This is a genomic window from Aequorivita antarctica (genome assembly GCF_007997155.1).
GTDB classification, from domain to species: domain Bacteria; phylum Bacteroidota; class Bacteroidia; order Flavobacteriales; family Flavobacteriaceae; genus Aequorivita; species Aequorivita antarctica.
The window spans coordinates 247,055-262,309 of sequence record NZ_VORT01000005.1 but is presented as its reverse complement, the minus strand read 5'-3'; the positions used below and the strand labels follow the sequence as shown (position 1 = coordinate 262,309).

The following is a 15,255-nucleotide window of genomic DNA, read 5'->3' as shown; positions in this document are numbered from 1 at the left end:
AGAGAAGTTTTAATGTATGTTTTGTGTCATCTCAATAGGGTCCAAACCTAATGAGGGAAATCTACAAATGAACTGGCAAGGCTTCCAAAACCTTCCCCCTCTTTAAGCCCACTTGTTACAGCAAGTGGGCTTTTTGTTGGATAAGTTCAAGCAAATTTAAAGATAATTTTTATAAATTAATATCATTGTTTACAAATTTAATTCTGTTGCTAGCGACACCAATTAAAACTTAATTGCTATTGAGAAAGAAATTGACTGCAAAGAGATAAAGTTTTGGCCTTAGAAAAAATTATAATGAATCAAGTCACTATAAGAGATTTTTTATATGCGAAACAAATCATCATCAAAAAATTCTTTTAAACTTATACCAATCAAATTGCAAAACCGATTTATTGTATAGACGGTAACTCCTCTGCCTTTAATTTTTCCTGATACTAAATCTTTGGAAACTTGGTTTTCCCAACGACTAATTTCTTGTTTTTCAATATTGTATTTTTCAACAAAATCAATTTGTCTTAATCCTGAATCATTTATACGCAAAGCCTTTATACGATCAGCTATCTTATTTGCTATAATTATATCTTTTTCTGAAAGTCCGGACATACTGCAATTTTAGAATTCTTAACCAAAATCGAGTAAGCCGTTTGGTAGATAAAATATATTTTATTATGTTTGTAGTAATTAATTATATTGCGACTCTTCTAAGAGCAAAAAATTAGAAGCTTTCGCTTTGAATCTCGTACTAGAAAACTGGTAATTTTTAAACACACGAGAGAATAAGCAGAATGCTCACGGCCCGGGGCGTGAGTTCTCTCTTATTTGTGTGTTGGTATACCAGTACCTCTAGTACAATAAGTTGAGTTCCGCGCCCTTTTGTTTTGGGCTTGGTCGGTTTTTTCTTCTCAACTTTCTTTTAAAGCATTTGTTTCTGTTTTGTTTATGATTTTTCGTAATTGTATTTAGTATTGAGAATTGAGTAGTTAGTATTGAGTGGTTGCGACCCCAATTGAGGTCTCGACTGCCCTTCGACTGCGCTCAGGACAGGCTAGCTTGACCTGACATTCATGTCTTAATACTTAGAGCTTACGGCCTAAAGCCTACAGCTTTAAACAAAAATGACCCGCTCCCAGTTTTCGACGACCGGTGGAGCAGGCCAGTAGTTAAAATAGTATAAACTTAACTGATGCAAAATTATGAAAAATAATTACAGGCGAAGCTATGTCCTTGCACTAACTTCTGCCCTCTTCTTCACTTACAACTCCCCAATTTTATCACAGAACCTTCCACTAAAAACAATCAGTGGAACAATTACCGATGCCGATGGCCCCCTCGGTGGCGTCAACGTACTGGTAAAGAATACCGCCCGGGGAAGCATAAGCGATCTGGAAGGCAGGTACTCGCTAACCGCGGCCGCAAACGATACGGTGGTGTTTACCTATTTGGGGTATAAACCGCAGGTAGTCGCAGTTGGCAATGGCAGTATACTAAATGTTACTATGCAGTTGGATGCCACTTCTTTGGACCAAGTAGTGATTAATGCGGGCTATTATACTACAACAGACAACAAACGCACTGGAAGCATAGGGCGTGTAAGTGCTGCTGAAATTGATAAACAACCTATTAATAATCCCCTTGAAGCCTTACAGGGAAGGGTAACTGGAGTGGATGTAGTCCAAAATTCCGGGACTCCCGGTGGTGGATTTAAAGTTCGCATTCGTGGCCAAAACAGTTTGATGGCCGGAAATGAACCCCTTTATATAATTGATGGAGTACCTTATGATACACAAACCTTGGGCTCTCCCAATACCTCTGGTGGCATACTGCCCTTCGCAGATGTCAGCCCCCTGAATGCCATAAATCCCGAGACCATTGAGTCTATTGAAATCCTAAAGGATGCAGACGCTACCGCTATCTATGGCTCCCGTGGTGCCAATGGAGTAGTTCTCATTACTACCAAAAAAGGTCGGGAAGGAAAAACAAAAATATCCGTAAGCAGTAGTACGGGCATAGCCCATATCAATAGAAAGGCAAAACTCTTAAATACCGAGCAATATCTGGAAATGCGTCGCGAAGCCTTTGCCAATGACGGGATAACAGAATATCCCGCCTGGGCTTATGACGTTAACGGCACCTGGAATATGGATCGCGATACAGATTGGCAAAAGGAATTGATTGGGGGCACCGCCAATACACGCAAACTGTTGGCACAGGTCTCAGGAGGGTCTTCCCATACCCAGTTCCTACTTAGCGGTCAATATCAAGAGGAAACCACCGTCTTTCCTGGCGACTATAACTATGATAGAATTTCAGTAAACACAAATGTAAACCACCAAAGCAGGAATGGGAAGTTTAAGGTTGTGTTCACTGGGGGATATGCTTTGGAAAAAAACTATCTACCGAACAGAGACTTCTCTTCTGATGCCTTACAGTTAGCGCCAAATACCCCTGCCCTATATGATGAAGAAGGAAATCTCAATTGGGAGAACAGTACGTTTACGAATCCATTGGCGGCTGCGGATAGTAAATACAAACAAAATTCCAATAACCTAATATCAAATACGGTTACCTCCTATTCATTTTTAGAAAATTTTGAGGTAAAAATAAATGTTGGTTATGGGTTGTCATATTTAAAAGGGGTTACCACTACCCCCCATACCATTTTTGATCCTGCCTATGGCTTGGACAGCAGTTCCTCTATGCTAACAACGAGTGAAGGAAGACGAACCTATTGGATAAGCGAGCCTCAAATAAGTTGGAAAAAGACTGGTAATATGAGTGAATGGGATATTTTACTTGGCACTACCTTTCAGGAAAATAACACTGAGCAAGGGAGCATTATCGGGATAGGGTTTCCAACCAATCATTTCATAAACAATATGAGTGCCGCCAGCACATTGCTTATTCTCGATGAAAATAAAACGAACTATAAGTACCATTCTATTTTTGCCAGAATCAATTATGCTTATATAGATAGGTTTTTCCTAAATGCTACCGGCAGGCGTGATGGCTCCAGTAGATTCGGCCCCGACAATAAATATGGTAATTTTGGCGCTTTAGGTGCTGCATGGATATTTACCCAAGGAAACGATTTTCCATTGATAAACTTCGGGAAGCTGAGGGGAAGTTACGGCATTGCCGGTAATGATCAGATAGGCGATTATCAATACCTACAGACCTACAGCATACAGGATTATCCCTATGATGGCAATATTGGGCTCGTACCTGCGCGCCTTTACAACCCCAACTTTAAATGGGAAAAAATCATCAAGCGTGAACTCGCAGTGGAAATGGGTTTTCTTCGCAATAAAATTTCATTTTCCGCTGCTTACTATAATAACCGCTCTTCCAATCAATTGGTGAGTTACGCCTTACCGGGCACAACGGGTTTTCCAAGTATCCAATCCAACCTGGACGCATTGGTTGAAAATTCAGGATTTGAATTCGAACTGAATGGAGTTATAGGCCGGGGCTCAAATTTTTCATGGAACAGCTCTTTCAATCTATCATTGCCGCGCAACAAACTACTTGCATTCCCTGGCCTCGAAAATTCAACCTATGCCAATAGGTATGTTATAGGCGAACCACTAAACATTGTTAAATTGTATGAGCTTCAAGGTGTCAATCCAGAAACCGGAATATTTGAGTTTACCGATTTTAATGGCGATGGGGTAATAAGTAGTGACAAGGATAAGCAGTACATAGCAGATCTTTCCCCTAAATTCTTTGGCGGGATTTCAAATACCATTAACTACAAAGCCTGGTCATTAAATTTCCTTTTCCAGTTCGCAAAGAAAAAAGGATATAACCAATACCGCTTTACCACCCCTCCCGGAACCCTGTCAAATCAAAACATAAGCGTTTTGGATAGATGGCAACAACCGGGTGACCAGGCAGCGATGCAGCGCTTTACTACCGGTGAAAATTATGAGGCATATTTGGCATATTCCCAGTTTACCCAAAGCAACGGGGTAATTTCCGACGCTTCATTTCTTAGGTTACGGTCCCTCGAACTTGCCTATAAGCTTACCATAAATAAGGAAACTGGCGCTTCTTGCCGCATTTTCCTTCAGGGCCTCAATCTGCTCACTTTTAGCAGTTTTGAGGGCGGGGATCCCGAACAGCTTAAAGGTTTTATTCCACCCCTAAGAAGGATTACTCTGGGGACACAAATTAATTTATAATTAAAATATATACCAATGAAAACTACATTCACACATATCAATAAAAACCTTTTTTATCTGTTTATATGCTCCCTATTCTTCATGGGATGCGAAGACTTTTTAGAGGTCAATGATCCTTTCGGACAAATCAATACTCCAGAAGTTTTTGAGGATGAAGCTACGGCCACCGCCGCGGTAACCTCCCTTTATGCAAAATTAAGGGATGAAGTATTACTCACTGGCACTACCCAAGGTCTAACTGCCTTAATGGGCATTTATTCCGATGAATTGGACTTCTATGGCTTAGGAGCCGAACCTATGGACAGCTTTTATCAACATTATATTTTTTCTGATGACCCAATTGTTGAAGGAATATGGAACGGTTCATATTCGCTCATCTATATGGGCAACGCCATTTTGGAAAGTCTCGATAAATCCGATAAGATTGGTCCTGATATCAAGAAGCAGTTGCGAGGGGAAACACTTTTTATTAGGGCGTTAACCTATTCCTATTTGGTGAATCTCTTTGGCGATATACCGTATGCCACAACTACTGATTTTGGTTTAAACAGTATGCTTTCTAGAATGCCCGCTTCAGAGGTTTATGAAAACATCATTATGGATCTTCAGGAAGCCAAGGGACTGCTAGGCGCCAATTATATTTCATCGGAACGTACACGTGCCAACCAGATGGTTGTCGCTTCCTTACTCGCAAGGGTCTATATATTTACCGAACAATGGGATTTAGCAGCATTGGAAGCGACAACCATTATAAACAATACTTCCGTGTTTAATCTTGAGGTAGATGTGGCCAATGAATTTTTAAAGGAAAGTACCTCAGCAATCCTACAGTTTAAACCAAAATCCGAAGGGGAAAATACACAGGAAGCTTCCCTATTTCTTTTTGAGTCCGGCCCCCCACCTTTGGTAGCCCTAAACCCACAATTATATGAGGGTATGGAACCTAATGATGGAAGAAAGGAACATTGGATTGGGGTAGTGACGGATGGCAGTGAAACGTGGTACTTTCCCAACAAGTATAAGATTGAGGCCAATACAGGCACAAGCATAGAATATTCTGTGGTCTTACGCCTGTCTGAACAATTCCTAATCCGCGCTGAGGCACGGGCAAAACTAGGCAACCTTTCAGGAGCGCTGGATGACCTTAACGTCATTCGAAACCGTGCAGGTCTAATGGATTCGGAGGCTACCACTGAAAGTGGGATTTTGGATGCAATTAGTACAGAACGTTATCATGAACTTTTTTCTGAATTCGGGCATAGATGGTTCGATATAAAGAGGCTGGGCCTTGCCAATGACATCCTCGCCCCAATCAAACCCGGCTGGAAACCGACAGACTTATTGTTGCCCATCCCAGAGAATGAACTTTTGATGAACCCTAAACTTGAACCGCAAAATCCAGGATATTAATCCCAGACATTATGAAATTAAACAGAATAGGCCATAAATCTAAAATGGTACTTGCCGTGCAATTTTTTCTTGCATTAATATTCATGGAAGTGTTGGGAGCGCAGGTATCCCCAAAACTTCAATATACCTCAAACTTAAATTCCCAATGGAGTAAGGATACTAATATTCACAAAATATCCAGTGATGGGCAATGGATCGCCATTTCGGAAGTATTCCCTGAAAACAAAAGAACTGTCTGGCTAATGGCTACTGATGGGTCCCACAAGTTTCAGCTACCTGATAGTGAAAGTTTAAATTTCTCATCTAATAGTCAATGGTTTGCGTGTATTGGCAAGGGGAAGGAATTAATAAATATTGATCTAAAAAAATTAAGTGAAAGCCGATATTCCGATATATCCTATTATAGTTTTTCACCCAATGGTCACTTTATTGCTGCCATAAAGGAAACATCTAGTAATGATAAGGAAATACTCCTAATAAACCATAGAGACCAAACCGTCGATTCACTTAAAAATGTTACGAAATATGAATGGCATCCCACTAAAAATATCCTATTTGTCACAATTAAAAAATCAGATACTATACAAATAATCCAATATGATGTACTCAACAGGCAAACCAGGAAGCTTTTTACTGAAATAAATGGAACTGTCGAAGACATGGAGGTGGGCAGTTCTGGAAATTCGCTCGCATTTATTAGCTCCAAGGATGGAAACAACCGCTTGAATTATGTTGATGGCAATTCTGGGGTCGCCCACACCCTAACGGATATTATCATACAGAATAAGTTTTTAAACTTCAGGATAAGCGACGGCAAACCAAATATTGACAATAGGGACAAAAAAATAATCTTTTACTTAAAGGCTTTTAAGGAGCCCCAAAATAAATTAGAAAGTGATGTCCAAGTTTGGGATTCAAGTGATCCATGGATTGAACCCAGAATGGAGATGTATCGGGAACAGGAAGAAAATTATTTTTTGACAGCCTGGTATCCAGAAAGTGGGAAGATCATGGCAATTGGAACACCAGGCCTACCCACCTCCGCAATGAGGGTGAATCACGATTATGCCTTAGTTTACGATCAATTACAGTATGAGCCTTTATATAAATTTTATTCAAATGTAGACTTGTTTGTAAAAAACATTAATACAGGCGATACGACCTTGGTTTCTAAAAACCAATACATGAATGATAATTTCGTCACTATCGCTCCCAATGGACAGCATCTTTCCTATTTTAAAAATAACCACTGGTGGCTCTATACTATCTCAAATGGCCAAACTATCAACCTTACGAATAACTTGGAACAAAATTTTCAAAATACACACCTCCAATATGCCGGTGATCTTTTTCCATGGGGTAATCCCGGGTGGATAGATAATGAAACAATTATTCTTTATGATGAATTTGACATATGGCTAATGAGTGCTGATGGAAAAAGTAATGAAAGGATTACAAGAGGTCGAGAGACAAATAATAAATATAGAATAATTAGAAATCAGGCACAGGATTTTAAAAATGTGCAGGAATTTCAACCCCACTTTCCAACCCCTAATTTCAGTTCTAAAGAGGGTATTATTTTAAGCGTATTTGACAATAAAACATATAAAAGTGGCCTATCAATATGGAAGGATAATCATGATATAAAGCCTCTTTTATGGGTTGAAGGAAAAATTGACCAAGTATTTATAGATGAATCTGGAGAAAAAATCATATTCAGACAACAACGCTTTGACCAACCAATTACCATCAACTGTTTCAATTTAAAGAAAAATAGATCCTATTTAATACATCAATCAAATAAAGGTTTACTGCAATATGACTTGGGTACTTTCGAATTTATTGACTACAAGTTAAATAATGGAATAGAGCTTCAGGGAAGTTTAATATATCCATCCAACTACAATCCTAATAAAAAATATCCTCTGATTGTGGAAATATATGAAAGGGAATCATTTCATATAAATAATTTTGAGCCACCGTCGGATTGTATGGACATAGGATTCAATTTATTAAAATTTACCTTGAATGATTATTTTGTGCTTTTACCTGATATTTCCTATGCGATCGGAAAGCCAGGCATTTCAGCATTAAATTCCGTTACCGCGGCCGTAACAAAGGTACTGGAAAGTGGAGAAATTGATGAAGACAGGATTGGTTTGATTGGACATTCCTTTGGAGGGTATGAAACAGCTTTTATAGTTTCCCAAACCAATTTGTTCGCCACTGCAGTAGCCGGGGCGGCTGTAACAGATCTTGTTAATTACTATCATGATGTGAACTGGGAATGGAACCTTACCCAAATGTGGCGTATTGAAAACCAACAATTTCGCATGGGCGATTCCTTTTATAAGATGAAAGAGAATTATTATGCAAATTCACCCCTTACAAATGTGGAGCAAATAACGACCCCCTTATTGCTTTGGACGGGAAAGAATGATACAAATGTTAATTGGAACCAAAGTGTGAATATGTTTCTGGGTTTAAAAAGATTGGGAAAGAAGGCACAATTACTGTTGTATAGGGATGAGGGGCACACCCTGCAAAAAACTGAAAATCAACAACATTTAACCACAACTATATATAATTGGATGGAAACCTACTTAAAGAAAAAAACATAATAAGGTTTCCCGGTTTAAAAATCGGGAAACCTTACTTACTAATTAGGGCATCCATTCATACAAAAATGTATGACAATTATTACCGCTTTTGAAGCGGGTAACATTTTTGCCATCATATTGACAGACTGGACCTCCCGATACGGAGCAATTTACGGATACAAGTTCACAGGTCCCTTGAATATAACCTGGAATTAAGGTGTCCTTCTCAACCGGTTCACTTTTTTCAGAAGCAAAAGCAAACACGATTGCCAGTAAAAATGCCATCAGGGGCATTCCGAATTTTAAAATTTTAGTTTTCATTTTATAAAATTTAAATTTAATTAGCGACCTACTTTTTTTTACAGGTGTTCGGTCTTATTCCTGATACTGGCCAGTATGTGTTGTGTTAGAGCCGGAGTTAAAATACTTCGGCTTTAACTTGTAAATCCATATCCTTCCGTCCACAAGGGCAACCAAATGATCATTATCAATGCGAAAACCGTCTAGCTTTTTGTCAGGCTGATGTCCAATGTAAAAACTGAATTCATATCTGTTTCCCATGATATCGTAAACATCAATTATAGCGGCAGAATCAAGGGCTGTCTTATCTTCGTAACGGCCTAAACGATCGCTGTTTATATACAACTGGTTGCCATAAGTTGCCGTATGTCTATTGACTATTATAGAATTACCGCCCCTTTTAAACCGATCCTTTGTACCGTAACGGGCTATGTCCAAAACGGCCTTGCTTATCGTATCAATAGTCTTTCCAGAAAATTTATATTCTAGGTTTTCATCGGTAACCACATAAGTGTTTCGATAATAATAGGTGTAGAGAAATAGCTTGTGTTTTGCATTCCAAAGCAGTAAACCATCAGTGTCAAAAATTCCATCCAGCTGTTTTGTAAGAATGCCATCATTATAAAATATACTGTCCTTCAACGATTGCTTGGTTATTACGCCTAATGTAGTGCTGGATGTAGCATTGGAAACAGCGGATATACCGATCCGGGTAGAATCCAAAATTTCAAATTGCTTAAAATAGGCCGCCCCATAGCTATAAATTGTCGCATTCCAATCCTTAATGGTACCTCTAAAAATTACAGGTACAGTGCCATCCCCCACATAAAAGTATGGCGGTTCAACTATTATTCGAGCACGCCTATAGGGAAGTTTCATATTACTTATGGTAACTGGAAAATCTTCGGACGTGCCCAGAGATGTGGTTAGTGTTTTTAAATAAAGAGGATTTTGGTAATTACCGAGGTATATTATATTCTTTTTAAAGCCCGCTATATAGAAATTTTTTGATCCCAACTCATAGTTACCAATGTATTCCAAGGCATTGGGAATGTACTTTCTCTGAAAAGATTCATTCCGAAATATTTTTTTCTCCGAAAAGGCAAAAACCATGGTGAGAAGGCCAACTCCAATGATTGTTAGTATTGCAAGGAGCAGAAGTTTCATTTTATTTGTCCAATTTCCTGATAAAAGGATTGCAGTTCCCGCCAATACAATGAAAACGATATTAAAAATTAAGTGCTGTGTCCAGTTAAGTTTTTCAATAATGCCTCCGCAAGAACAAGGAATGAAGTCAGAGAAATTAAGGATAATGACAATATAGGCCGTAAACATGACTATTAAAGTAAAGGAGGCATAAAAGCCAAAATTTCGAAACGAAGAAGTTATTAATAGGAGTGAAATGATTATTTCAAGACTTGGAACGCTCCAAGCAATAATACCTGTGTACGGTCCAAGAAAAGGCGATTGGGCAATTTGCAGCGTAAAAGTTTCAAAATCCAAAAGTTTGCTTACTGCCGCATAGACAAACAAAACAATAAATAAAAGAGAGATAGTATTTAGAGTGAGTTTTCTATATTTTATATTGAACACCATATCATTTAATTTGATATGATAAAATTCCGTATTAAAATTTATGGATTCTGAAAATATGCTTATCCCAGCGGTATTATTTTCAAAAAATTGAATAAATCACGAATTTTCCGTTGAAAATTTCTTTCGTAGCTCGGTTGGTGTATGGCCAAATTCGTTTTTAAACGTGGCAGAAAAGGAAGGAATACTTTTAAATCCACATACATAAGCAATGGTTTTAAAAGGGCGATCTCAATATTGCACCAGCATTTTTGCCTTTCTAAGTCGTTCGTTTTTTAAAAAGCGAAATACGCTTGTACCATACAATTCCTTAAACCCATATTTTAGTTTAAATGTATTAGTGCCTATTTCACGAGCAAATTCCTTTAGCGGAGGTAATTCCCTCTCCAAATTATTGATCAAAAAATCCCTTGCCTCTCTAATTTTTCTAATATCCTCAAAGGTCAATCGAACCTTTTCCCGTTTATTTTGAACCATAGCAGTTCCTTTTTCCGTACGATTACCGCTCGAACGGATCATACTTTGCTTGAGTTCCTCTTCCAATTCCACTGGCTTTTTTAAATGTTTTACTACTGTAAGGATTGTTCTAAACGCTTCCCCATTGGAGCCTTTAAGAACATTTAGATAGCACGCGCTGGGAATTAACAGTCCTCCTTTAGTGCGAAAAGTTAGTTCCATGGCCCTATCTTCAAGGGTTTTTGACTTTATATTTTTCCAAACTCCATCCCATGTCTTAGCACTTTTTTCATTTAGGAAATAGATTAGTGATTTTCCAACCATATCCTCGCACAAATAATAGAGAATGGTACAGGTCTGGGGATTAACTCCTACAATTTTTCCCGTTGAATCAAGGATAAAATTCATTAGAACAATATGCTTTATGGTTTCATTCGCATTAGCATATCCTTGATGTATTAAAGCCTCTTCTATTTCCTCGGCCATCATATTAATTAATAATACAAGACCCTCTAGATTATCATTTTTATTCGATCTTTCAATACGGTAGAAAAACTTACCTGAACCCATTTCAATTAATAGGTTTCTAACTTTTTTTAGACGTTTCTTTTTTGACATAGCGATTTCATTTTTAATTTGATACTATCAATGATTGGGAAGTTATATGATAGGTTTAATAATAAGAATCAACAATAATCTATCAAGAAATTTTCGGCATTTTCAATTGTATAGAAGGCCTTTGTTGGTATTGGAGGTTTATTTGCAAAAAGATAGAATTTAGATATTGCATCCGATACTGGTGGCTCTACCACAAAGGCAACCGCTTTTAAAAGTACCGATCCCTCCATTGCGAAATAATCCCGTGCTGACTTGTTGACTTCCCTAACGCCGCGCATATCACAAAGGGCAGGATAAGATTGACCTTGCTGTAAAACCAGACGGTCTTTAACGATCTCTACTGCCGCCGATAAATTAATAAATACACCGATATGATATCTTATGTTTAGGATACCTTCGACAATTGTGTAAGTCGCATAATTATTTTCAAAATGATCTAACATGGAAACTGGTAATTCAATATAAATTTACGAAAATATGGGCGTATTAATTTTTAAGCTCATGATTCGCAGTGCCTTTTGGAGCTTTTTTCTTATTCAAAATGAAAATAAACTTATCCGAGAAGTATTATTTTTTAATAGGGCTTTTAATTCCCAACAAATGCCAGTAAATTTTATGTTCTAAAACTTAGAATCATGGCAAAAATAAAACACAACAATTTTTTGGACACCGTAAATGAGGTTTTCACCGATGCCAAAAATGAAGGCGTCATGCATTTATATGCAGAAGGCGAATATTTTTCAGGAAGAACAATTGGTATTAAAAATCGAAAACTATTTCATTTCGGGACAACTGGGTATTTGGGACTCGAACAGGACCATAGGTTGAAGGATGCAGCCATAGATGCAATAAGAAAATACGGCACTCAATTTCCGTTATCCAAATCCTATATATCCAACCCGCTATACAGAGAGTTGGAGGAAAAGGTTACCCTCATGTACAATAACCCCATTATCATAACCAAAAACAGCACTTTGGGACATTTAGGTGTAATTCCCAGCGCGGTAAAGGATCAGGATGCGATCATTTTGGATCACCAGGTTCATTGGAGCGTACAGAGCGCAGCTAGGGTTTTAAAAAATCGAAGTGTGCCCATAGATATGATTCGCCATAATGATCTCAATATGCTGGAAGATAAAATAAAATCTTATTCAGACAAGCGAAGCAAAATCTGGTATATGGCAGATGGCATTTATTCTATGTACGGTGATTTTGCCCCTGTAAACGAATTGAAAACCTTGAGCCAGAAATATCCCCAACTAAACTTTTACTTTGATGACGTCCATGGTATGAGTTGGATTGGGAAGAATGGTACCGGTTATGTTTTAAGTGAACTCAAGGAACTTTCAGAAAATATTTTATTGTTCGGCACTTTGAGCAAAACATTCGGAGCAAGTGGCGCTGTTTTGGTATGTTCCAACGAAAAAATGTACCAGGAAATAAAGACTTTTGGAGGTCCATTGACTTTTTCGGCGCAGTTAGAACCCGCATCCGTGGCAGCAGCAACTGCTTCAGCAAATATTCATCTCTCTCCTGAAATATACCAACTCCAAAATGAGCTGAGGGAGCGTATCGATTATTTTAATGAATTGCTGCACCAGACAGATTTACCCTTAATTGATGAGAACATTTCGCCTGTATTTTATATTGGAACTGGAATGCCACATACAGGATATAATTTTGTAAACCGATTAATGAATGAAGGATTTTATGTGAACCTCGGAATATTTCCAGCTGTACCTGTTAAGAATACAGGCGTTCGCATTACCATTTCGCGGCACAACCAAAAAGAAGAAATCAAAGGATTGGTAGAAGCAATGGAATATCATTTTCCAAAAGCCTTGGAAGACACCTACACAAATTCAAGTCGTGTTTTCCAGGCGTTTAAACTTGGATCCAAATCAATTACAAAAACGCCTAAAACAGAAATCACACATTCTGATTTAACTAAACAGTTAGAAGATTCAATTTTAAAAATTGATGAAGCTCAGTGGAATGGCCTACTGGGAAAAAATGGTGTATTTGATTGGAAAGGATTGAAGTTTTTGGAAAAAACTTTTAGCCAAAATAAATTACCGGAGCATAATTGGAATTTTAGATATCTCCTTATCTATGACCAAGAAAAACAGCCAATCCTGGCCACTTATTTTACTGTTTCATTGTGGAAGGATGATATGCTCGCAAATATGGGGGCATCCCAAACTATAGAAAAGGAGCGGGAATCCAATCCATATTATTTAACATCCAAGGTTTTAAGCATTGGTTCCCTGTTTACCGAGGGTGATCATTTATTTCTTAACACCAATCATCCTTTAAAGAAAGAAGCATTAAATATTATGATGCAGACTATGGAAACCCTTGAGCACACTTTGAAAGCCAAAATGATTGTATTGCGTGACTTATCAGATGACAGCGAACTTCACTCCTATTTTCAGGGACAGGGTTTTGTTAGGATAAAAATGCCTGAATCCTGCAGCATTGAAATTGAAGAAAATGAAAATATAGAAACATTCATAGAGAGACTTTCATCAAGGAACAGAAAACATTTGAGAAAAGAAATATTAGCCATTGAGCCATTGCTGAAGGTTAGCGTTTTGACCAAATGCAACAAAAAACAATTAAGAGAGATTGAAGAGCTCTATACAAATGTGCATCAAAACAATTTGGGTCTGAATACTTTTTCATTTCCTACTGCACTTTTCGAACAAATGTCCGAACATCCCAATTGGGAGTTTATTACTATCAACCCTCTTAATGATTCCAACAAAATGATAGGGGTTATGTTATGCTATAAAAATATACACAAAACCTATGTCCCCGCTTTTGTTGGTATGGATTATCATTATCTGAATGAATTTCATATCTATCGCCAATTACTATATCAAACTATAAAGCGTGCAATTGAACTGAACTTTCAGCACATAGCATTGGGTCTTACGGCTTCCTTCGAAAAAAGAAAATTAGGTGCAAATGTTTACGAAAAATATGCCTACCTACAAACGGCCGATAACTATACCTTGGAATTGATGGGAGTATTGGAATCGAGCTGATAACTAAAATCGCCCCATATGCATGAAATATCAAATCTTAATATCCGAATTCGAAGCCAAGTTGGAGGCTTTGGAATCTTGTACAGATGATATTTTATACAAGGCAGAAACCAGTATAGCATATACGGAAAAATGCATAAAGACACTTCGGGAAGAAGTTGTGAAGCACGGTTTTAATTCAATTAAGGAAGAAATATTCTTTTTTAAACATATCAAGCCCCAAATCTTGAGCAAACTGATCTACTACGCGAAACTATTTAATATTGAAAGCAAACGCCCAAGAAGCAGTTCCAAATTCCAGGTCAAGTATCTTAATAGACAGATCAATAAATTACAGGTTTTCTTCAATGATAATCTGGAATTTTACCATTATTATCGCAGAGGGGCAACCACACTCGACCAGCTATACTTTGTCAGGGGAAAATCAGATCTTCGGTCGTCCACAGAAACCTTTTATTTTTATATCGACGAAGAATTTTCTACCTGTCAGGATGGGACGGTGGCCACTATTATGGCCTATGACATGCTGATTGTATATCTGCAACAGGAAATTGAAAAACTCGAAAACAACAACGACAACCAAAACACAAATTTAATGAAGCAATCATCAAAACTTTTCTGGACAGGCAACAAAACGGAACTCATTGAATTGATCTACGCCCTACAGAGTAGCGGAGCCATTAACAGTGGCACCGCAGATATTAAGGAAATGGCATCACTATTTGAACAGATTTTTAATATAGACCTTGGTAATTACTATCACACATTTATTGAGATCAGGGCAAGAAAAGGAAGTAAGACAAAGTTTATTGATAAACTGGAGGAAGCCTTGACAAATCGATTCGACGAATCCGATTCCTGATCCCACCCCTTCCCCAAGGTGGGAAATCAAATTACATGGCTCTTCACAATAAATTTGCATTCAATTGGTATCGCAATTAACTCACCCACCCTGTCATTTCAAATCAATAAGCATCAAAATTTATTTCGAAAAATCTTTCCCACCTCTGGATTGCCTATTGAAAGGAATCAAATAAAGACCCCCAA

At 37.9% G+C, this 15,255-nt stretch carries 10 protein-coding genes and 1 pseudogene; 5 read left to right on the top strand and 6 right to left on the bottom strand.

Annotated features, from left to right (window positions below):
• Window positions 1-321: 321 nt before the first annotated feature.
• Window positions 322-603 (bottom strand): helix-turn-helix domain-containing protein, encoded by a 282-nt coding sequence (locus ESU54_RS09300; protein WP_111845997.1) that lies wholly within the window; start codon window positions 601-603, stop codon window positions 322-324.
• Between the two features lie 590 nt (window positions 604-1,193).
• Between ESU54_RS09300 and ESU54_RS09295 the strand changes: the two genes are divergently transcribed.
• Genes ESU54_RS09295 through ESU54_RS09285 form a run of 3 tightly spaced genes read left to right on the top strand, consistent with a single transcriptional unit; the run spans window position 1,194 to window position 8,212 of the window.
• The gene (locus ESU54_RS09295; protein WP_111846046.1) at window positions 1,194-4,181 is read left to right on the top strand and encodes a SusC/RagA family TonB-linked outer membrane protein; all 2,988 of its coding nucleotides are present in this window, start codon (window positions 1,194-1,196) and stop codon (window positions 4,179-4,181) included.
• 15 nt (window positions 4,182-4,196) lie between these two features.
• Window positions 4,197-5,591, top strand: coding sequence for a RagB/SusD family nutrient uptake outer membrane protein (locus tag ESU54_RS09290; RefSeq protein ID WP_235004642.1), 1,395 nt, complete (start codon window positions 4,197-4,199; stop codon window positions 5,589-5,591).
• 11 nt (window positions 5,592-5,602) lie between these two features.
• A complete protein-coding gene (locus ESU54_RS09285; RefSeq protein WP_146848108.1) occupies window positions 5,603-8,212 on the top strand; it encodes a S9 family peptidase in 2,610 nt (869 codons plus the stop codon).
• A 42-nt stretch (window positions 8,213-8,254) separates the two neighbouring features.
• Here ESU54_RS09285 and ESU54_RS09280 read toward each other — a convergent pair whose 3' ends face one another.
• From ESU54_RS09280 to ESU54_RS09260, 5 genes and pseudogenes are all read right to left on the bottom strand, one after another.
• Window positions 8,255-8,512, bottom strand: a complete 258-nt coding sequence (locus ESU54_RS09280) for a DUF6520 family protein (protein WP_111846043.1) — start codon at window positions 8,510-8,512, stop codon at window positions 8,255-8,257.
• Window positions 8,513-8,566: 54 nt separating this feature from the next.
• Window positions 8,567-10,087, bottom strand: a complete 1,521-nt coding sequence (locus ESU54_RS17975) for a MauE/DoxX family redox-associated membrane protein (RefSeq protein WP_211362140.1) — start codon at window positions 10,085-10,087, stop codon at window positions 8,567-8,569.
• Window positions 10,088-10,183: 96 nt separating this feature from the next.
• Window positions 10,184-10,300: pseudogene (locus ESU54_RS18255) on the bottom strand (helix-turn-helix domain-containing protein); the annotation flags it as partial.
• Between the two features lie 15 nt (window positions 10,301-10,315).
• The gene (locus tag ESU54_RS09265; RefSeq protein ID WP_111844353.1) at window positions 10,316-11,158 is read right to left on the bottom strand and encodes a PAS domain-containing protein; all 843 of its coding nucleotides are present in this window, start codon (window positions 11,156-11,158) and stop codon (window positions 10,316-10,318) included.
• Window positions 11,159-11,226: 68 nt separating this feature from the next.
• Window positions 11,227-11,601 (bottom strand): DUF7793 family protein, encoded by a 375-nt coding sequence (locus tag ESU54_RS09260; protein WP_111844352.1) that lies wholly within the window; start codon window positions 11,599-11,601, stop codon window positions 11,227-11,229.
• A 192-nt stretch (window positions 11,602-11,793) separates the two neighbouring features.
• Between ESU54_RS09260 and ESU54_RS09255 the strand changes: the two genes are divergently transcribed.
• On the top strand, window positions 11,794-14,208 hold the full coding sequence (locus ESU54_RS09255; RefSeq protein WP_111844351.1) for an aminotransferase class I/II-fold pyridoxal phosphate-dependent enzyme: 2,415 nt from the start codon (window positions 11,794-11,796) through the stop codon (window positions 14,206-14,208).
• Between the two features lie 22 nt (window positions 14,209-14,230).
• Window positions 14,231-15,070, top strand: a complete 840-nt coding sequence (locus tag ESU54_RS09250; protein ID WP_111844350.1) for an RteC domain-containing protein — start codon at window positions 14,231-14,233, stop codon at window positions 15,068-15,070.
• The last annotated feature ends 185 nt before the right edge of the window (window positions 15,071-15,255 follow it).

What these genes read in the sequence shown, in the direction of transcription:
- ESU54_RS09290 (WP_235004642.1), top strand. Translation starts at nt 4,197, where the DNA reads ATGAAAACTACATTCACACATATCAATAAAAACCTTTTTTATCTGTTT.
- ESU54_RS09295 (WP_111846046.1), top strand. Translation starts at nt 1,194, where the DNA reads ATGAAAAATAATTACAGGCGAAGCTATGTCCTTGCACTAACTTCTGCC.
- ESU54_RS17975 (WP_211362140.1), bottom strand. Translation starts at nt 10,087, where the DNA reads ATGGTGTTCAATATAAAATATAGAAAACTCACTCTAAATACTATCTCT.
- ESU54_RS09300 (WP_111845997.1), bottom strand. Translation starts at nt 603, where the DNA reads ATGTCCGGACTTTCAGAAAAAGATATAATTATAGCAAATAAGATAGCT.
- ESU54_RS09280 (WP_111846043.1), bottom strand. Translation starts at nt 8,512, where the DNA reads ATGAAAACTAAAATTTTAAAATTCGGAATGCCCCTGATGGCATTTTTA.
- ESU54_RS09265 (WP_111844353.1), bottom strand. Translation starts at nt 11,158, where the DNA reads ATGTCAAAAAAGAAACGTCTAAAAAAAGTTAGAAACCTATTAATTGAA.
- ESU54_RS09285 (WP_146848108.1), top strand. Translation starts at nt 5,603, where the DNA reads ATGAAATTAAACAGAATAGGCCATAAATCTAAAATGGTACTTGCCGTG.
- ESU54_RS09250 (WP_111844350.1), top strand. Translation starts at nt 14,231, where the DNA reads ATGAAATATCAAATCTTAATATCCGAATTCGAAGCCAAGTTGGAGGCT.
- ESU54_RS09260 (WP_111844352.1), bottom strand. Translation starts at nt 11,601, where the DNA reads ATGTTAGATCATTTTGAAAATAATTATGCGACTTACACAATTGTCGAA.
- ESU54_RS09255 (WP_111844351.1), top strand. Translation starts at nt 11,794, where the DNA reads ATGGCAAAAATAAAACACAACAATTTTTTGGACACCGTAAATGAGGTT.